General features: G+C 70.9%; 15 protein-coding genes. 8 read left to right on the top strand and 7 right to left on the bottom strand.

What is annotated here, in order from left to right; all coding sequences use genetic code 11:
* Positions 1–272 precede the first annotated feature (272 nt).
* Together ACJJV7_RS10640 and ACJJV7_RS10635 are read left to right on the top strand one after the other, a co-directional pair.
* Complete coding sequence (locus ACJJV7_RS10640) at positions 273–1,058, top strand: PP2C family protein-serine/threonine phosphatase (RefSeq protein ID WP_405374965.1); 786 nt, start codon at positions 273–275, stop codon at positions 1,056–1,058.
* 65 nt (positions 1,059–1,123) lie between these two features.
* Positions 1,124–3,862: an FtsK/SpoIIIE domain-containing protein gene (locus ACJJV7_RS10635; protein WP_405374967.1), complete on the top strand. Its 2,739-nt coding sequence runs from the start codon at positions 1,124–1,126 to the stop codon at positions 3,860–3,862.
* A 3-nt stretch (positions 3,863–3,865) separates the two neighbouring features.
* Here ACJJV7_RS10635 and ACJJV7_RS10630 read toward each other — a convergent pair whose 3' ends face one another.
* Complete coding sequence (locus ACJJV7_RS10630; protein WP_405374968.1) at positions 3,866–4,855, bottom strand: asparaginase; 990 nt, start codon at positions 4,853–4,855, stop codon at positions 3,866–3,868.
* A gap of 39 nt (positions 4,856–4,894) precedes the next feature.
* On the opposite strand from ACJJV7_RS10630, the gene ACJJV7_RS10625 reads away from it, so the two are divergent.
* Entirely contained in the window at positions 4,895–5,365 is a 471-nt protein-coding gene (locus ACJJV7_RS10625) for an OsmC family protein (protein WP_405374970.1), read from the top strand.
* Between the two features lie 2 nt (positions 5,366–5,367).
* Here ACJJV7_RS10625 and ACJJV7_RS10620 read toward each other — a convergent pair whose 3' ends face one another.
* Positions 5,368–6,147, bottom strand: coding sequence for a lysophospholipid acyltransferase family protein (locus tag ACJJV7_RS10620; RefSeq protein WP_405374971.1), 780 nt, complete (start codon positions 6,145–6,147; stop codon positions 5,368–5,370).
* Positions 6,148–6,493: 346 nt separating this feature from the next.
* Here ACJJV7_RS10620 and ACJJV7_RS10615 point away from each other — a divergent pair, with 346 nt between their 5' ends.
* On the top strand, positions 6,494–7,270 hold the full coding sequence (locus ACJJV7_RS10615; protein WP_405374973.1) for an FKBP-type peptidyl-prolyl cis-trans isomerase: 777 nt from the start codon (positions 6,494–6,496) through the stop codon (positions 7,268–7,270).
* 29 nt (positions 7,271–7,299) lie between these two features.
* Positions 7,300–8,382 carry a 1-deoxy-D-xylulose-5-phosphate reductoisomerase gene (gene dxr, locus ACJJV7_RS10610; RefSeq protein WP_405374975.1) on the top strand — a complete coding sequence of 361 codons (1,083 nt, stop codon included), beginning with the start codon at positions 7,300–7,302 and terminating at the stop codon, positions 8,380–8,382.
* A gap of 28 nt (positions 8,383–8,410) precedes the next feature.
* Here the strand turns inward: dxr and ACJJV7_RS10605 are convergent, their stop codons facing one another.
* From ACJJV7_RS10605 to ACJJV7_RS10595, 3 genes are all read right to left on the bottom strand, one after another.
* Entirely contained in the window at positions 8,411–9,991 is a 1,581-nt protein-coding gene (locus ACJJV7_RS10605; RefSeq protein WP_405374976.1) for a Mur ligase family protein, read from the bottom strand.
* Between the two features lie 48 nt (positions 9,992–10,039).
* Positions 10,040–10,729, bottom strand: coding sequence for a DUF1775 domain-containing protein (locus ACJJV7_RS10600; RefSeq protein ID WP_405374978.1), 690 nt, complete (start codon positions 10,727–10,729; stop codon positions 10,040–10,042).
* 122 nt (positions 10,730–10,851) lie between these two features.
* Positions 10,852–11,427 carry a hypothetical protein gene (locus ACJJV7_RS10595; protein ID WP_405374980.1) on the bottom strand — a complete coding sequence of 192 codons (576 nt, stop codon included), beginning with the start codon at positions 11,425–11,427 and terminating at the stop codon, positions 10,852–10,854.
* 91 nt (positions 11,428–11,518) lie between these two features.
* Here ACJJV7_RS10595 and ACJJV7_RS10590 point away from each other — a divergent pair, with 91 nt between their 5' ends.
* On the top strand, positions 11,519–12,826 hold the full coding sequence (locus ACJJV7_RS10590) for a M50 family metallopeptidase (protein WP_405374981.1): 1,308 nt from the start codon (positions 11,519–11,521) through the stop codon (positions 12,824–12,826).
* Between the two features lie 13 nt (positions 12,827–12,839).
* Here the strand turns inward: ACJJV7_RS10590 and ACJJV7_RS10585 are convergent, their stop codons facing one another.
* Entirely contained in the window at positions 12,840–14,741 is a 1,902-nt protein-coding gene (locus tag ACJJV7_RS10585; RefSeq protein WP_405374983.1) for an anthranilate synthase family protein, read from the bottom strand.
* A gap of 205 nt (positions 14,742–14,946) precedes the next feature.
* Here ACJJV7_RS10585 and ispG point away from each other — a divergent pair, with 205 nt between their 5' ends.
* Together ispG and ACJJV7_RS10575 are read left to right on the top strand one after the other, a co-directional pair.
* A complete protein-coding gene (ispG, locus tag ACJJV7_RS10580; RefSeq protein ID WP_405374985.1) occupies positions 14,947–16,098 on the top strand; it encodes a flavodoxin-dependent (E)-4-hydroxy-3-methylbut-2-enyl-diphosphate synthase in 1,152 nt (383 codons plus the stop codon).
* Positions 16,099–16,243: 145 nt separating this feature from the next.
* On the top strand, positions 16,244–17,371 hold the full coding sequence (locus ACJJV7_RS10575; protein ID WP_405467856.1) for a hypothetical protein: 1,128 nt from the start codon (positions 16,244–16,246) through the stop codon (positions 17,369–17,371).
* A 9-nt stretch (positions 17,372–17,380) separates the two neighbouring features.
* On the opposite strand, the gene ACJJV7_RS10570 is transcribed toward ACJJV7_RS10575, so the two are convergent.
* Entirely contained in the window at positions 17,381–18,400 is a 1,020-nt protein-coding gene (locus tag ACJJV7_RS10570) for a 1-aminocyclopropane-1-carboxylate deaminase (protein WP_405374988.1), read from the bottom strand.
* Between the last annotated feature and the right edge of the window lie 21 nt (positions 18,401–18,421).

Raw genomic sequence — 18,421 nt, 5'->3', positions numbered from 1 at the left:
CCCCGTGCTCGCCGGAAAGAGGCCTCGCCATGACCGACCCCACGACTCCCCCGCCCGGGGGCGGGGGAGTCGTGGGGTCGGTCATGGCGAGGCCTCTTTCCGGCGAGCACGGGGTGGGAGTGGGCGCACGCGGCATCGGAGCGGAGCGCGCGCCACAGCGTCACCGTAGCGCCGCGCCGAGATCAGGGCAATCGCCGCACGACGGCGCGGCTGCGGGGGTGGGGTTCGATTAGAGTGTGAAGACGCTCCACCGATCACGGAAGGGTGAAGGCGTGCCCGAAGCCACCGAATCCCGGGTCGTGAACATCGCGACAGGGACGATCGAGTTGCGATGGTCCGATGTGACGCATCGCGGACGTCGTCGTGAGAACAATCAGGATGCCGTCCTCTCGGCCTTCCCGCTCTTCGTGGTGGCGGACGGCATGGGTGGTCACATCGGCGGCGAGATCGCCAGCTCGCGGGCGATCGAGCGCCTGTCGGGCGCGGTCGGGGGCGGCGAAGTCACGCCCGCGACGATCGAGAACGCTCTCGCGCAGGCGGTCACCGACATCTCCTCGCACACCGAGACCACCGATGACGGCACCGGCACCACCGTGACCGGGGTCTACCTCGACCTCACCGGGGACGAGCCCACCTGGGTCACGCTGAACATCGGCGATTCCCGGGTCTATCTCTTCCGAGACGGCGCGCTCGCCCAGGTCACGACAGACCATTCCGTCGTCCAGGAGCTCATCGCCGCGGGGCGGCTGAGCCCGGAGGAAGCGGAGAACCACCCCTACGGGAATGTGATCACCCGTGCCGTGGGACCGAGCGACGGCGTCGTTCCCGACTACGTGCGCCTCGAAGTGATCGACGGCGACCGTTTCGTCATCTGCAGCGATGGACTCACCAAGGAGCTCACGGATTACGGCATCCTGCATTATCTGCTTCAGCACGACGATCCGGCCGAGGCCGTGGGCGCGATGCTCGAGGCTGCGCTGGAGAACGGCGGCAGAGACAACGTGTCGATCATCGTCGTGAACGTCGGTCGCACCGGCTCCTCCACAGCTCTCGACTGACGCGCTGAGTCCCCGCCGGCCGGCACCCACCGCGGGTGGGGTGCACGACGCGCGACGCTGGAGGCGTGAACCCCTCTCCGCTGCCACGTCCTGACGAGCCGCTGACACTTCCGAGAGCGCCCGAACCCGCTGCGCGGCCGCCCATCCCCGTCCTTTCGGCGATCGTCCCCGTCGTCGGAGCCGTCGTGCTGTGGCTCGTGACCGGTTCTGCGTACGCACTCTTGTTCGCTCTCCTCGGCCCGCTCATCGCGCTCGCCTCCGTCGCCGACGCCGCGCGGGGCGCGCGGCGCAGTCGGCGTCGCGCCACACTCGACGCCGAGGCGGCCGTGACCGCTGCGCGCGGGGAGGTCGCTCGCCGCCACGACGCGGAACGCGCCGTCCGCTGGGCCCGCCATCCCGATGTCGCCGGCTTCCTCGGCCGCCCCGAGTCGATCTGGCGGCCGGTTCCCGGGAGGGAGGACAGAATCGTCGTCGGTGCGGGCGACGGCGACAGCGAGGTGCGCGTCACCGGGGGAGACGGCGACCCTAAGGCCCTCGAGATGCGCCGGGGTGCTGCCGTCGTGGCGAGCGTCCCCGTGCTGGTGCCGCTGACGGCGGGGATCGCGGTGATCGGACCTCCCGCCCTCGCCGCGGCGCTCGCGCGCGGGCTGGCCCTGCAGGCGTGCCTCTGCCTGGCCCCGGGGCGTCTTCGGCTGGCGGACGACGCTCCGGCATGGATGGGCGCCCTGCCTCACAGCGACGCGGCTTCGGGAATGCTCCTCGAGCTGCGCGAGGGCGGAGGGCTCGTCGGTGCCGACGTCGATGTGCCGATCGTCGTCGTTCCGGAGGGCGACCCGCCACCTCCCCGGAGCGGCGCGGTCCTCCGCCTCACCGGTCCGACGACGGCGCGCCTCGACACGGACGGGCAGACGCGCGACGTCGAGATCGAGACCGTCTCTGTAGGGCAGGCCGAAGCGGCGGCGCGACTGCTCGCCGATCGCGCCGAGCGAGCCCTGGGCCGGGTCAGCGACGCGGCCACCACGCTCGATGACCTGCTCGCATCGGCGCCACCCGCGCGCCCTGATGCCCTGTCGGCGTCGTTCGCCTCCTCCGGAAGCGAACCGTTCCCCGTCGATCTGGTCTCCGACGGCCCGCATGCTGTCGTGATCGGCGTGACGGGTTCGGGCAAGAGCGAGCTGCTCACCTCCTGGGTCGCCGCCCTGTGCGCGGCCCATTCGCCGCAGCAGCTCGGGCTCCTGCTCGTCGATTTCAAGGGTGGTCGAACGTTCGACCACCTGTTGCCGCTGCCGCACGTCACCGGGGTGCTCACCGACCTCGACGAGGCGACCGCTATCCGGGCGATAGAGAGCCTTCGCGCCGAAGTGCGCCATCGCGAGCGAGCGCTCTCGCGCAGCGGCGCGAAAGACGTCGCGGAGCCCGGACACGGACTCGGGCGCCTCGTCATCGTCGTCGACGAGTATGCGGCCCTCGTCGCCGCTCACCCCGACCTCCACGACGTCTTCGGCGATCTCGCCGCGCGTGGCCGAGCCCTCGGCATCCATCTCGTGCTCGCCGCGCAGCGCGCGGCCGGCGTCTTCCGCGATGCGGTCCTCGCGAACGCTCCGCTGCGCATCGCACTGCGCGTGACGGATGCCGCGGATTCGCGCGCGGTGCTCGGGGTCGACGACGCGAGCCGGCTCTCGGGGCGACCGCACGCGAAGGGGGTCGCTCTCGTCCGGCGCGGCGGGGACAGCGCGCCATGTCCGGTGCGCGTCGCCCGGTGCGCGCCGGAGACGCTCGCCCGCATCGCCGCCCGTCAGAGTGGGCCCCCGGCCCGCGCGCCCTGGCTGCCGGCCCTTCCGCCCACCGTGTCCCTCCACGACCTTCCGTCCGGCGGTCTCGTGCTCGGCCTCGCCGACGAACCGGAACGGCAGTGGCAGGGACCCCTGCTCTGGCCTGACGGAGAGGTCGGAATGGCGGTGCTCGGAGCCCGCGGCACCGGGCGCACCAGCATCCTCCGGACCATCGCGGCGCAGACTCCGAGCCGGATGATCCCTCGCGCTGCGGAGGGCGCGTGGGATGCCCTCTCGACCCTCGAAGAGGTCCCGTCGGGGACGACCGTGATCATCGACGATCTCGACGCGGTGATGGCCGGTCTGCCGGGCGAATACGCCCCCGCGGCGCTCGCCTCACTGGAGGCTGCGCTGCGCAGTGCCCACAGCCTCGGCATCCGGGTCGTCGTCTCGGCCCAACGGCTGACCGGACCCACCGCGCGATTCGTCGACCTGCTTCCCCGACGGATCCTCCTCGGCTTCGGCTCCCGCGCAGACCACGTGGCAGCGGGCGGCGAGGCGGGCGACCACATCATCGACCTCCCGCCGGGCCGTGGCCGGTTCGGCCGCACGCTCGTTCAGTTCGCCCTCTCGGATGCAGCCCCTTCGGCGGTCACCGCTCCCGCGGAGCCGCCCCGCTGGCTCCCCGGCCGCCGCCCGGCCGCCGTCGTCGTGCCGGCCGGGCCGCGAGGGCGGCGGATCGTCGCAGGATGGGAGCGGCTCGGCATCCCTGTCACGCAGGTCGAGTCCGCCGGGAGCCTGCGACGGGGATGCGTCGTGGTCGGGAGCGCGGAGGCGTGGCTCGCGCAGTGGCGGCTGCTCGCTGAGGCCCGCGCCGACGCGGACCTCGTCGTGGACGCCTCATGCAGCGCGGAGTACCGCGCGCTCAGCGGCGTGCGCGAGCTGCCGCCCTTCGCGCTGCCCGGAGCCGGCCGGGCATGGCTGCACGCGCCCGACCGGGGTGTCCGACGCGTCGTGCTGGCGGAGGGATGAGCGTCAGACGGTCGGGCGGATGACGCCGACGTCGCGTCCGCCGCCCGTCACGGTCAGGGGGAGGTCGGAGAGGGTGCGTGCGACGTCCGCACCCGACAGCGCTCCGGCGCGGACGAGCAGGGTGAGTCCGGTGACGGCGGAGGCGCGGCTGCTGCCGTCGAGCATCTTGAGGGCGACGGTGGTGCCGTCGGGGGCGATCATGACCAGGACGCCCTCCGCGCCGTGCTTGGTGAACACGCCCAGCTTCTCGGTCACGACCGAGTCGGGCTGCCCCGGACCCTGGATGACCCAGGGATTGTCGCGGACCGCCCGCACGAGGACACCCGCCGAACGGTGGAGCGCGAACGGCGACTTCTCCGACGACGCGCCGATGCGGTGGATCGCCCGCGCGAGCGCCGTGAGGGTCATCCCGTACACCGGAGCACCGCACCCGTCCGTCGCCGTGATCGTGAGTTTCGTTCCTGTGAGACGCTCGATGACTTCCCGCGTGTGCACCTGCAGCGGGTGGCCGTGGTCGAGGTAGGTCTCCAGATCCCATCCGCTCGCCACGCACGCCATGAGCATCGCGGCGTGCTTACCGGAGCAGTTCATCCGCACGCGCTGCGGTCCGATGAGCTCGCGCGTCATCTCATCGCGCGTCGGAGCGTCCGTGGGCCACGCGGGCGGGCAGCGCAAGTCATCTTCGCCGAGGCCCGCGGAGGTCAGGATGTCGGTCACCAGTGCCACGTGGCGGTCGGTGCCCGAATGGCTCGCCGTCGCCACCGCCAGGTGCGCCCCCTCGAGGTTCGCCCCGGCGGTCATGCTGGCGAGGGCCTGCAGCGGCTTCAGGCTCGAGCGCGGGAGGATCGGCTGGTCGACGCCACCGAGGGTGCGGACGACGGTGCCTTCGGCGTCGAGGACGATCGCCGCGCCGCTGTGACGCGATTCGACGAAGCCACTCCGTTCGACCACGGCGAGTTCGACAGCATCGGTCACGGCGAAGGTCTGAGGCACTCGCCCAGCCTACCGAGGGTGCCGTGGGAGACTGAGCGCATGATCGGCGAACACCACTACCGGCTCTCGAGTTCGTGGACGGGAAACCGTGGCACGGGTACGAGCGGGTACCGCGACTACGACCGCGCCGTGACTTTGCAAGTCGAGGGGAAGCCCGAGATCCTCGCCTCGGCCGACAAGCCCTTCCGGGGCGACCGCGCCCGGTGGAACCCCGAGGACCTGCTCCTCGCCTCGCTCTCCGAATGCCACCTGCTGTCGTACCTGCATGCCTGCGTGCAGGCCGGGGTCGTGGTCACCTCGTACCAGGATGATGCGAGCGGCACGATGGTCGAGGACGGCAAAGGCGGTGGCGCCTTCTCCGAGGTGATTCTACGACCCAGGGTCACCGTCGCCGACGAGTCCATGGTGGCGGCCGCCGAAGCGGCGCACGTCCAGGCGAACGCCTGGTGCTTCATCGCGAACTCGGTGAACTTCCCGGTTCATCACGAGGCGACGATCGTCGTCGCCTGACGTCAGCGCCGTTCGTGCGGCAGGACCTGCCGCAGGCGGTCCACCGGGTTCTGCGCCGGCACCTCGTTGTAGGCGTGGGCCAGCTCCTGACCGGAGAGTGCGTGGATCGCCGTCATGATCTCGTCGGTGGCCTGACGCCGCGCGCGGCCCGAGGTCGCGGGACCGTGGGGGGCGAGGTCGATGGGCTCGCCGTAGCGGATCGTGACACGCGGGGAGAGCCGCGGCCACTTGGCTCCGACCGGCATCGCATCGTTCGTGCCGACGATGCCGACGGGAACGACCCTCGCGCCCGTCTCCAGCGCGAGGAAGGACACACCGGTCCGTCCCCGGTAGAGCCGGCCGTCGAGCGATCGGGTGCCCTCGGGGTACAGCGCGATCGCCTTGCCCGACTGCAGGATGCGCCGCTGCTGATCGAGCGCGTCGAGAGCCGCTTGGCCGGCGCCGCGCCGGACCGGGGTCGCGCCGAGGGCGCTGAAGAAGCGCCTGCTGAACCAGCCCTTGATCCCGGGACCCTCGAAGTAGCTCGACTTCGCGAGGAAGTACACCGGGCGGGGAGCGAACAGAGGGAGGACGAACGAGTCGATGAAGCTGAGGTGATTGCTCGCCAGGATGATCGGACCCGTGCGCGGGATGTTGTTGCTCCCCTCGATCCGGGGGCGGTAGATCAGGCGCGCGAGCGGGCCGAATCCCCAACGGACGAGGTAGTACAGGGCGCCGGCACGGGCGAGTTCTTCCTCGGGTGCCTCGGCGGGGGTCTCGGCAGGAGTCGGCGCTTCGGTCACCACACGAGGGTACTGCCATTCCCATGCTCGACCTGGCATGGCCTGTAGGAGGTCTACATGCGTCTGCCCCGGACCTTCACACCCCGGACAAAAGAATCTGGGGGAGGATGGAGGCATCCCATTTCTTTCAGAGAGGTCTTCCGTGCGCCTGCGCCCCCTTGCCGCTTTGTCCGCCGTCGCCGTCTCGGCCCTGCTTCTCGCGGGTTGCGCCGGCTCTCCGACGGCACCGGCGCCGTCTGCATCGGCCGCCGGAGATCTATGCGGGGCCGTCGCCCCCTCGGGCGCCGCATCGGACTCCGTCTCGGTCGAGGGTGAGCCCGGGGCACCGGCGAAGGCCACGTTCGACATGCCGATCGAGTCCACCGACCTCGAGGTGTCGGTCGTGTCCGAGGGCGACGGTGACGCCGTGAAGGCGGGGCAGTTCGTCTCCTACGCGATGACGGCGTATGACGGTGAGACCGGCGACGAGCTCGCCTCCATCGGCTACGAGCCCGGCGGGCTGCTCCCGTCGCAGCTGTCGGCCGACACGATCCTCGGGCAGGTCTTCGGATGCAGCCCGGTCGGGACCCGGGTCGTCGCCGCCTTCCCGGCCAGCGAGAACGCGGGCGCGGAGGTCTACGTGCTCGACCTGCTCTCCGTCGTCCCCACGGCTGCGTCGGGCGAGCCCCAGACGCCTGCCGCGGGCTTCCCGGAGGTCACCCTCGCCGATGACGGCGAGCCCACCGTCGCGATCCCCGACACCGATGCCCCCACGGCGACCGAGGTCACCACGCTGAAGCGCGGCAACGGCTACGAGATCCAGAAGGGCGACTACGCCCTGATCCAGTACACTGGCGTCCGCTGGTCCAACGGCGAGGTCTTCGACTCGACCTGGCCGAAGGATGCGCCGATCGCCTACCCGACGACGAACTACGTCGCCGGGTTCCAGAAGGCGCTCGAGGGTCAGACCGTCGGGTCTCAGGTGCTCGTCGTGATCCCGCCCGCCGAAGGCTACGGCGAGGGCAAGATCAACGAGGCCGACCTCAAGGGCGAAACCCTCGTCTTCGTCATCGACATCCTCGGCGGCCAGACCGCACCCGAGGCGGCCCCGGCCCCTGCGCCGACACCCGCCCCGTCCGAGTGATACCAGGACGCGCCGCTAGGCTGACCGATATGCGGCGCGTCCTGATCCTCGGCTCCACCGGTTCGATCGGAACGCAGGCGCTCGACGTCATCGCGTCGAGAGGGGACGAGTTCGAGGTCGTCGGTCTCGCAGCCGGCACCGACCGCGCCGGTATGACGGCTCAGGCCGCAGCCTTCGGTGTGACGCACACGGCACTCGGCGCCCATGAGGCCGAGCAGCTCGTCCGCACCGTCGAGTGCGACGTCGTACTCAACGGGATCACCGGCTCCGTCGGGCTCGGCCCCACCCTTGCTGCGCTCGAGGCCGGCAGGACGCTCGCCCTCGCCAACAAGGAATCGCTCATCGTGGGCGGAGAGCTCGTGACGGCGCTCGCCGCCCCCGGTCAGATCGTGCCCGTCGATTCGGAGCACTCCGCCATCGCGCAGGCGCTGCGCTCGGGTACGCCCGACGAGGTCCGGCGCCTCGTGCTCACGGCATCCGGCGGTCCTTTCCGTGGCCGGTCGCGGGCATCGCTCGCCACGGTGACTCCCGCCCAGGCGCTCGCGCACCCGACGTGGGACATGGGGCGCGTCGTGACGACCAACTCCGCGACCCTCGTCAACAAGGGCCTCGAGGTCATCGAGGCGCATCTGCTGTTCTATGTGCCGTACGACCGGATCGACGTCACCGTCCATCCGCAGTCGATCGTCCACTCGATGGTCGAGTTCATCGACGGCTCGACCATCGCGCAAGCGTCCCCGCCCGACATGAGACTTCCGATCTCGCTCGGACTCGACTGGCCCCGCAGGATCGCCGGAGTGGGCGCACCGCTCGACTGGACGAACGCGTCGAGCTGGACCTTCGAGCCGCTCGACGCGGAGGCGTTCCCGAGCGTCGAGCTCGCGAAGCAGGTCGGACGGGCCGGCGCGACCTACCCGGCGGTCTTCAACGCGGCCAACGAGCAGGCCGTCGACGCCTTCCACGAGGGGAAGCTCCCGTTCCTCGGCATCATCGAGACGATCGCGCGGGTGGTCGACCGCCACGACCGACCGACCGAGCTCACCCGGGAGACTCTGGCGGACGCTGAACGCTGGGCGCGCGAGACCGCCGACGCGCTGATCGCCGCCGTCTGACCAGCCCCTCGGACGCGCCGCCGCCCGATCAGTCGGGGAGCGGCCAGCCGGCGCCGCGGAGGGCACTGCGCGCGGCTTCGGTCGCATCGAAGGGAACCCGCACGCCCGCGATGTCGCGGTAGTGCTGGTGTCCAGGTCCCGCCCAGAGGATCGCGTCGTCCTCCCCGGCGAGGCTGACGGCGCGCACGATGGCGTCCTCAGGCGGGCTCACCTCGTGGATGACGACGCCCGGCCGTGCCGCCCGTGCCCCCTCGATCAGGGCCGCCCGGATGCGGGTGGGATCTTCCGACCTCGGATGCTGGTCCGTGACGATCACGACGTCGCTGCCGAGCGCCGCGGCCCTACCCATGTCGGCGCGCTTGGTGGTGTCGCGGTCGCCGTTGGCGCCGCACACCATGATGACCGAACCGGAGGTGACGCGCCGGACAGCCGAGAGGGTCTTCTCGAACGCGTCGGGGGAGTGCCCGAAGTCGAGGTACAGGCCGGGGCCGACATCTCCCGAGAGGCGCTGGATCCGCCCGGGCAGATCGGCGTCGATGCGCGACCCGCCCACGAGGTCGGAGATCGCGCCCCACTCCCAGCCCGCTTCGAGCAGCATGACGATCGCCAGCGCCGCATTCGAGGCCATGTGGGGGCCGATGACCGGAACCGTCGTGGTCAGGGCGCCGGCCGGGCCGGTCAGGGTGAAGGTCACGCCGGCCGGCGTCTCGCCGACGATGTCGACCCGCCAATCCGCCGCGATCGAGCCGTCGACGGCGATCTCGGGGGTCAGGATCGTCGTCACCGGGATCGTCGCCCGGCGGGCGACCTCGACACCCTCGGGCTGATCGACGCAGACGACGGCGCGGTCGGCACGGCCCTCGGTGAACAGCCGCAGCTTCGCTTCGAGGTACGTCGCCATGTCGCCGTAGTCGTCGAGGTGGTCGTGCGTCAGGTTCGTGAACCCGGCCACGTCGAAGTGGAGCCCATCGACGCGGTGTCTCGTGAGTGCCTGGGCGCTGACCTCGACGAGGATCGCCTCCACGCCGCGTTCCCGCATGAGGGCGAGGAGCGCGTGCATCTCCGACGACTCCGGCGTCGTGAGCCGGGAGGGCACGATCTGTCCGGCGATGTGGCGCTCCGCCGTCGACGACATCCCGGTCACGACGCCGAGTCCGTGGAGGATGCCCTGCATCAGGTGGGTCACGCTCGTCTTGCCGTTGGTGCCCGTCACGGCGAGGACCGGCGGCAGGCCGCTGCCCGGTCCGGTGTCGTACATCCACGCCGAGAGCTCGCCCAGGCGGGCGCGGGGGTCGTCGACGACGAGAACCGGGACGGCGGCGCCCTCGAGGCGGGCGGCGCCGTCGGCATCCGTCAGCACGGCCACAGCTCCGGCGGCGATCGCGTCGCCGACGACCTCGGCGCCGTGGCGGTTCGCGCCCCTGACCGCGACGAAGATCTCGCCGGGGCGCAGGTCGGCGGTCGCGAGGGTGATCCCGCGGGCGACCACGCCCGCGAAAGCCGTCGAGGGGGCCAGGCCGAGCCGGGCGGCGACATCCTCGAGAGGCCGGCGCGGCGGATCCGCGGGCCGGAGGACGGGCGGAAGAGGAGAGGACGCAGCGTTCGGCATGGTCTTCCCATCATCGCATCCGGCCTCCGCCGCCGCGGGTCCCGCCGATCAGGCGCGGCGGCGGATGAGCGCGGCGGCGAGGGCCGCGATGCTCACGACGAGCGCGCCCCCGGCCAGCCAGGTCGCCACCGGCGCAGCATCCTCCGCGGCGGCCGGGGTGCTTTCCGCCGCGGCGTCGGTCTCGGCCTGCTCGCCATGGTCGCCGTGCTCGTCGGTGCCCGATGCGGATGCCGCAGCGACCGCGACGAGCGGCGCCGGCGACTCCAGTTCCTCGGGGTCCTCGCCCTCGCCGGCGATGTCGACCCAGGCGGTCTCGCCCGTCTCGCACTGCTGCGTGACCGGGAACGCGATCTCGGTTCCGCCGGTGTCGGTGGAGAACAGTGCGTCGATCGACACCGATGCGGCGAACCCGTCCTCGACGGGCGTGAGCGCCGTGTAGGTGATCTGCGTCGGGATGCCGTTGTCCCCGAGCTCGCGGGAGATCGACCAGGCGCCGTCCACGACGGGGGTCGCGTTGTCGACCCCCTCGGGAACGTCGATGACGATGGCGGTGGTGGGGGAGCCGTCGCAGCCGTGGCTGAACGTGAAGTCCACCCGGCTGCTGGCGCCGGCAGCGGCGCCGTCGGCGTGAGCGTGGACATGGGCGGATGCGGCCATGGGTACGCCGATGGCGAGGGCGCCGCCGATGGCGATGCCGGTGAAGGTGAGCGCGGTGCGGCGCGCGGTACGAGTGGTCACAGGAGTTCTCTCTGGCGAGGCGGCGGGATGCCGCGGGGTGGCGGGCAGAACGACGAGGGCATCCTCCGCATCCGGTCTGACGGCGTCGCGAGAGGCGGCGTCGCGCAGGGGCGGAGGGGGCGTCAGTTCGGAGGTCCGCGACGAGAGCGAGGGGAGGGGAGAATGCGGCGGTCAGGCCGAGCAGGCCCCTGCGCGCCCGTTCTCGGAGGCAGGGCCGCGACGGCCGGCGCTGAGGGAACGCTCGAAAGGAGAGCTCGGATGCCCGCGGCGATGGTCCTGAGGAGCGCCTCGCCGTGAGCGACGAGGGCGATCGTGACGGCGGCGGCGGCCAGGTGCCCGGCGATCATCTCGGGGTCGACCGGCAGTGCGCCGGATGAACCGAGCGCGAGGGCGACGGATCCGTGGGCGTGGGCGCCGATGCCCCTCGGCGTCCCGGTGCCCACCATCGCGAAGGCGCCGTGAAGGATCCCCTGCGCCGCGACGATGGCCGCGCCGGTGCGCACGCCGGACGGCCGTGCGCCGATCAGGATCAGCGCGACGGGCCAGGCGAGGAGCGTGACGAGCAGCATCAGCCAGGCGGGTGGGGCACCGCCCCCGGAAAGGGTGTGCGCGGTGCCGGCGACCGTGGTCGCGATCCCCGCTGCCGTGCCTGCCCGGACGACGCGCAGCAGGCGCGTGTCGTCGGGCCGGAAGGTCATGCTTCGAGGATACGGGCCCCTGCCCGGCGCGCGCCCGTGACGGGCGCCCATGGGGGCCGTTTCATAGCAGTGCGGGGTAGCGTGTCCGCTCGTGACCGTTCTCGCATTCGTCATCGGCGTGCTCGTGCTCGTCGTCGGCTTGGCCATCTCGATCGCTCTGCACGAGATCGGTCACCTGGCGCCGGCGAAGGCGTTCGGCGTGCGCGTCGGTCAATACATGATCGGGTTCGGCCCGACCCTCTGGTCGCGTCGTTTCGGGGAGACCGAGTACGGCGTCAAGGCGCTCCCGATCGGCGGCTACATCTCCATGGCGGGCATGTACCCGCCCGCTCCCGCGGCAGACCAGGAGGCGCGTCCCACACGGCGGAGCCGCCTGTTCGCGACGATGATCCAAGACGCGCGATCGGTGAACGAGGAGACGCTGGCCGGCGACGGAGCGAGGCGGGCGTTCTACCAGCTGCCGGTCCTCAAACGCGTGATCATCATGCTCGGCGGACCGCTGATGAACTTCTTCCTCGCCATCGTGCTGTTCGCCGTCATGTTCAGCGGCATCGGCATCCAGACCGCGACCACGACGATCGCGACGGTCAACGAGTGCGTCCTCCCGGCCGATGCGACGCAGTCGGCCTGTGAGCCCGGGGATGCCGCCTCTCCCGCGGCAGCCGGCGGCATCCGACCCGGCGACGTCATCGTCTCGGTCGACGGCGCCCCCGTCTCGACCTTCGCCGAGGCTTCCTCGATCATCCAGCAGTCGCCCGAACGGCAGCTCTCCGTCGTGGTCCGCCGGGACGGTGCGGAGCAGACGCTGCAGCTGACCCCGGTGCTCGCCGAGCGCGAGGTCGCGGCGGAGGACGGCACCGTGCGCACGGCCGAGGTCGGTTTCGTCGGGATGTCAGCGGCCGTCGAGTACGTCCCGCAGCCGATCTGGGAGGGACCCCAGGCCGCCGTGCAGCGGACCGGGGACGTCCTCGGTGTCATCTGGCAGTTGCCGGCGCGGGTCTACGAGACCGCGGTCGACACCTTCACCGGGGCGGGACGAGACCCCAACGGCCCGCTCTCGGTCGTCGGTGCGGGCAGGCTCGCCGGTGAGGTCGCGGCGACCGAGACCCCGATCCTCAACCGGGTGTCGGCGATCCTGGCTCTCCTCGCCTCGCTCAACATCGCTCTGTTCGTCTTCAACCTGGTGCCGCTGCTGCCGCTCGACGGCGGCCACATCGTCGTCGCCCTGTGGGATGGGCTCAAGCGGGTCTGGGCGAAGCTCTTCCGCCGGCCTCCGCCGCGTCCGGTCGACGCGACGAAGCTCGTGCCGGTGACGTTCGTGGTCGTCATCGCCCTCATCGTGATGGGCGGGACGCTCATCCTCGCCGACATCGTGAACCCGGTGCAGCTGCTCGGCTGACCCCCTCGCGGGATCAGGTCGGGATCGGCGCGAGGGCGTGCCCGATGAGGCGCTCGAGGGTGATGAGACCGTCTCCCGAGAGGATCGACTCCAGGTGGCCCTGGACCGAGGCGAATGCGTGGCCCCGCAGCGCATAGACATCGCCGGTCGCGGGATCCGCGGCGACCTCCGCGCCGCCGGCGACCTCGGTACCCGGGGCGACGCGGGCGGTGAAGGTGTTGTAGAAGCCGATGGATGCCGGTTCGCCGAAGACGTCCACGGTCTTCTGCAGTCCCTGGTGCGGGCTCGCGAGGGGCGCCAGCTCGATGCCCAGGCGATCCGCGAGCACCTGATGGCTGAGGCACACCGCGAGGATCGGAGCACCGGAATCCAGGCGTGAAGCCACGACCTCGCGCACCCGCGCGATGCGCGGCGTGTCGGCGTCGCGGGGATCGCCCGGGCCGGGGCCTGAGACGACCAGTTCCGCGGCGGCGACGAGATCGGCGGTCGCGTCGTGCCAGGGGACGATCGTCACCTCGAAGCCCAGGTGGTGGAGCTGGTGGGCCAGCATCGTCGTGAAGCGGTCCTCCGCATCGACGACCAGCGCGCGCCTCCCGGCGAACGGTCCGGCCTCGTTCGACGCCTGCGGGTTCAGCCAGAACGGCGCGAGTCGTGCGTTCCGGGACGCCAGCAGCTCGGCGATCACGGGGTCATCCGCGAGCCGGCGCGGCGCCCCCGCGGGGGCATCCTCGTCGGCCGCTTCGGCGACCCGATCACGCTCGATCGCGCCGATGGCGCCGAGCACTCCGGCCGCCTTGCCGTGCGTCTCGCCGACTTCGCCGTAGGGGTCGGAGTGGCGCACGAGCGTCGCCCCCACGGGCACGCGCAGGCGCCCGGCCTGCAGGTAGGCGGTGCGGATGAGGATCGGCGCGTCGAGATCGTGTCCGCCGTCGGGTCGCGGCGTGAAGAGCGCGGCCACTCCGGAGTAGTACCCGCGGGGGGAGCGCTCGTGCCGCGTGATCACGGTGCACGCGTTCTGCATCGGCGACCCGGTGACGGTGGGAGCGAACATCGTCTCGCGCAGGATGTCGCGCGGGTCCATCGTGCTCGTGCCCCGCAGCATGTACTCGGTGTGCGTGAGCCGCGACATCTCTTTGAGGTGCGGTCCGGTGATGCGGCCGCCGTCGCTGCATACGGCCGACATCATCTTGAGCTCTTCGTCGACGACCATGAACAGCTCCTCCGTCTCCTTGGTAGAGGACAGGAAGTCGGTGAGCGTCTCGGCCGTGGCTCCGCCGGCCGGGTGGCGGAAGGTGCCGGAGATCGGGTTCATCGTGACGACGCCGTCTCTGGCGCTGACGTGCGCTTCGGGGCTCGCGCCCACGGCAAGGTGGTCGGGAGTCGAGACGAGGAACGTCCAGTACGCCCCGCGCTCGTGCTCGAGAAGGGCGCGGAACCAGGTCAGACCTGCCGTGACGGCATCCGACGGCACGCTCGCGGTGTAATCGCGACGGATGACGAAGTTGGCGCCTTCGCCGCGCCCGATCTCGTTGGCGATGACTCGCCGGACGATCGTCGCGTACTCCTCGTCGTCGATGTCGAAACCCGCGTCGACGAGGGGGACGCGGCCGGTGGGAAGCGCGGCGAGGGCATCTGCGAGGGGGAGCACCGTCCGATCGGCGATGACGAGACAGCGAAGCGGCGCCCCGTCGTCGTGGCACTCGAACCCGCGCTCGACGACTTGGCGGAACGGAACCAGGGCGAGCACTTCGCGCGGCGACCCCGTGGCATCCGTCAGAGGGATGTCGGCGAGCAGCTCGACATCGACGACGTCGCCGGTGAGCACCTCGACCGACTCGCCGTCACGGGCCAGTAGGGCGAAGGGGGCGCTGGAGGCGACGAGATCCGCGAGAAGGGACGGGGCGGTGCCGGGCATGGTGTTCTTTCGTTCGGGGCGGTCGCCGTCTCAACGAAAAGACCGCCGGGCTGGAAGCTCAGGCGGTCGTCGGGATGCACGCGGCGTCCGCCTCAGGCGGAGCGCCACCAGGAACGGTTCGCGAACATGGGGCGAACCTACCACAGCGACCTTCCGGGCCCTGTCGCTCAGCCCCGCACCAGCCTGCGCGGCATAGGCTGGACCTGTGCCAGCTGTCAACATCGGGATGCCCCGCGTACCGGAAATCCTTGCGCCCCGTCGCAAGACGCGTCAGATCAAGGTCGGCAAGGTGCTCGTCGGTGGTGACGCGCCCGTCAGCGTCCAGTCCATGACGACGACCCCGACGACGAACATCAACGCCACCCTGCAGCAGATCGCCGAGCTCACGGCATCCGGCTGTGAGATCGTGCGTGTCGCCGTCCCGCATCAGGACGACGCCGACGCGCTCAAGATCATCGCGATGAAGAGCCAGATCCCCGTGATCGCCGACATCCACTTCCAGCCCCGCTACATCTACACCGCGATCGACGCCGGCTGCGGCGCCGTCCGGGTGAATCCGGGCAACATCCGCGAGTTCGACGGCAACGTCGGGAAGATCGCCGCAGCGGCCAAGGCCGCCGGCGTATCGATCCGCATCGGCGTGAACGCCGGGTCGCTCGACAAGCGCATCCTCGAGAAGTACGGCAAAGCCACGCCCGAGGCGCTCGTCGAGAGCGCCGTCTGGGAGGCGTCCCTGTTCGAGGAGCACGACTTCCACGACTTCAAGATCTCGGTGAAGCACAACGACCCGGTCGTCATGGTGAAGGCCTACCGGCTCCTCTCGGAGCGCGGCGACTGGCCGCTGCACCTCGGTGTGACCGAGGCCGGGCCGGCGTTCCAGGGCACGATCAAGAGCGCCACCGCGTTCGGCATCCTGCTGTCGGAGGGCATCGGCGACACCATCCGCGTGTCGCTGTCGGCCCCGCCTGCCGAAGAGGTGAAGGTGGGCCACCAGATCCTGCAGTCGCTCAACCTGCGCGAGCGCAAGCTCGAGATCGTGTCGTGCCCCTCCTGCGGCCGAGCTCAGGTCGATGTCTACTCGCTGGCGGACAACGTCACCGAGGGGCTCAAGGACATGACCGTTCCTCTGCGCGTCGCGGTCATGGGCTGTGTCGTCAACGGACCCGGCGAAGCGCGCGACGCCGACCTCGGCGTCGCCTCAGGCAACGGCAAGGGTCAGATCTTCGTCAAGGGCCAGGTCGTCAAGACGGTCCCCGAAGCGGACATCGTCGCCACGCTGATCGAAGAGGCGAACCGCCTCGCCGCGGAGATGGGACCCGACGCGGCCGTGGGCACCGCGCAGGTCATCACCGCCTGAGGCGCCTCGCGCACCAACGCTTCTCCGAAACCGAGTCGTCCCTCGCGAGGCGCCGACGACCGGCGTTGCTTGCGGCAGGCGTCGATGCAAGATCGTTGTGGCTCGGCGCTGTACGGAGGGCCCTTGCCATCGGCAGGATGGCCTGGTGAGGCACTTTTCCGTCAGCGTGATATCCGTCGTCGTCGCCGCCGTTCTCGTGGGATGCACCCCGGCGGCTGTTCCCACGCCCGCAGCACCGGCAGACGCGGTGCCGACGGCCGCCCCGGAGGCGTCCACGCCGGCGCCCTCCCTTTCTCCGATGCCCTCCGCGTCGACCGCACCTGCCGTGCCGTCCGACCCGGCGCCCGTCGCCGAGCCCGTTCGGTTCTTCGGCGGGGAATGTTCCCGAGCCCTCGCTGAGGCCCAGCTCGACGCGCTGCTCGATGAAGGCTGGCGCCCGTACGACGATTTCCTGCAGGAGCAGGTGCCCGATGTGAAGGCGCGGACGAGCTTCGCGCCGGAAGGCACCCTGGGCGGCATCAGCTGCCGGTGGAAGGCGCCGGAGGGTTCCTCGTCGGGCTTGTGGGACCTGGAGGTCCTGGTGCTCCCGGCCGCGGAGGTTCCGACGTCGTTCCGCACCCAGTTCTCCACGCAGAAATGCGGGTGGAACTACGACGCCCTCATCTGCCGTCTCGCGGCGGTGCGGGGCGATGCGTGGATTCTCGCGTCAACCATGGCCGACGGGTCGGAGGACCGCGACCCCGACCATGCGGCGGCGCTCGGACGCGCGATCTCCGCCGTATCCGATGCCGTCGAGAACAATCCGACATCTCCGAAGCCGGCGTCGCGCACGGGCGAGTGGTGGGAGACTCCGTCGTGCACGGTGCTGGGTGAGGGGATGCGCATCGACGACCTCACCAGTGGCACCTTCCGCGCCGGCTACTGGGAAGGGTCGCCCCAGCCCGAACAGATCCTGCTCGATCAGGCCGGAGTGCAGCGCAACTGCCCCTGGTTCAGTGACAGCGAGACCATCGATCCGGGTGAGACGTTCCGCATCTTCACCGTCACGGCCGCCCCGGGAGCGCACTGGGCGTGGGAGTCCGTCACTGCAGGCGCGAGCGAGGTCGAGGTCGCCGGCGCGATGGAGGCGAGAACCTTCAGCCGCCCCGCCGACGAGGGGGGCGACCTCTATGTCACTGACGGTGCCAACATCCTCGTCGTCGGCGGAGAGGACACCGAGTTCCTCGTCGAGATCGCGGAGCGCGCGCTCGCTGTCCTCGATGAGACGACCTGACGCTCCCCGTCAGCTCCAGAGCGAGTGGTAGGCGTTGATCGCCGGCTGGCCGCCGAGGTGCGCGTAGAGCACCGTCGAGCCGGTCGAGATGTCGCCGGTCTTCACGAGGTCGATGAGTCCGGCGAGCGACTTGCCCTCGTAGACCGGGTCGGTGATCATCGCCTCGAGTTGCGCGCCGAGCGCCATGGCCTCCATCGTCGAATCGACGGGGATGCCGTAGAGGTCGCCCGCCCAGCCCTCGAGGACCTGGATCTCGTCGTCGCGGATCTCACGCCCGAGCTCGATGAGATCTGCCGTGCTGCGTGCGATCCGTGCTACCTGGGCGCGGGTCTTCTCCAGAGTCGCCGAGGCGTCTATCCCGATCACACGGCGCTTCACGCCGGTGAGGTCTTCCAGAGCGGCGAAGCCCGCGATCATGCCGGCGTGCGTCGATCCGGTCACGGTGCAGACGACGATTGTGTCGAAGAACACGCCCAGCTGCTTCTCCTGCTCGGCCACTTCGAACGCCCAGTTCGCGAAGCCGAGACCGCCGAGGCGGTGCTCCGAGGCGCCGGCCGGGATCGGGTACGGGACGCCGCCGGCTGCCTCGACCTCGTCGAGAGCCTGCTTCCACGAATCGCGGATGCCGATGTCGAAACCGGCATCGTCGAGGCGCGAGTCAGCGCCCATCATGCGCGAGAGGAGGATGTTGCCCACCCTGTCGTTGACCGGCTCGTCCCACGGGACCCACTTCTCCTGCACGAGTCGGGCCTTGAGCCCGAGATGCGCGGCGACAGCAGCGACCTGGCGGGTGTGGTTCGACTGATAGCCCCCGATCGAGACGATCGTGTCCGCTCCCGAGGCGAGCACATCCGGGACGATGTACTCGAGCTTGCGCGTCTTGTTGCCCCCGAAGGCGAGGCCGCTCGAGACGTCCTCGCGCTTGGCCCATACCTGGGCGCCGCCGAGGTGCTGACTGAGCCGCGCAAGGTGGTGCACGGGGCTGGGCCCGAACGTCAGCGGGTGGCGGGGGAACTGGTCGAGGATCATGGGGTCTCCAGGGGGGTCGGG

Origin of the sequence: Microbacterium sp. Ld4 (assembly GCF_045066555.1) — a bacterium.
GTDB lineage: Bacteria > Actinomycetota > Actinomycetes > Actinomycetales > Microbacteriaceae > Microbacterium.
This window is presented reverse-complemented; position numbering and strand designations above follow the sequence as displayed.

Bases quoted from the DNA above. Each gene is read 5' to 3' on its own strand.
- ACJJV7_RS10625 (WP_405374970.1), top strand. From the start codon at position 4,895: ATGATCGGCGAACACCACTACCGGCTCTCGAGTTCGTGGACGGGAAAC.
- ACJJV7_RS10615 (WP_405374973.1), top strand. From the start codon at position 6,494: ATGCCGATCGAGTCCACCGACCTCGAGGTGTCGGTCGTGTCCGAGGGC.
- dxr (WP_405374975.1), top strand. From the start codon at position 7,300: ATGCGGCGCGTCCTGATCCTCGGCTCCACCGGTTCGATCGGAACGCAG.
- ACJJV7_RS10605 (WP_405374976.1), bottom strand. From the start codon at position 9,991: ATGCCGAACGCTGCGTCCTCTCCTCTTCCGCCCGTCCTCCGGCCCGCG.
- ACJJV7_RS10595 (WP_405374980.1), bottom strand. From the start codon at position 11,427: ATGACCTTCCGGCCCGACGACACGCGCCTGCTGCGCGTCGTCCGGGCA.
- ACJJV7_RS10585 (WP_405374983.1), bottom strand. From the start codon at position 14,741: ATGCCCGGCACCGCCCCGTCCCTTCTCGCGGATCTCGTCGCCTCCAGC.
- ACJJV7_RS10570 (WP_405374988.1), bottom strand. From the start codon at position 18,400: ATGATCCTCGACCAGTTCCCCCGCCACCCGCTGACGTTCGGGCCCAGC.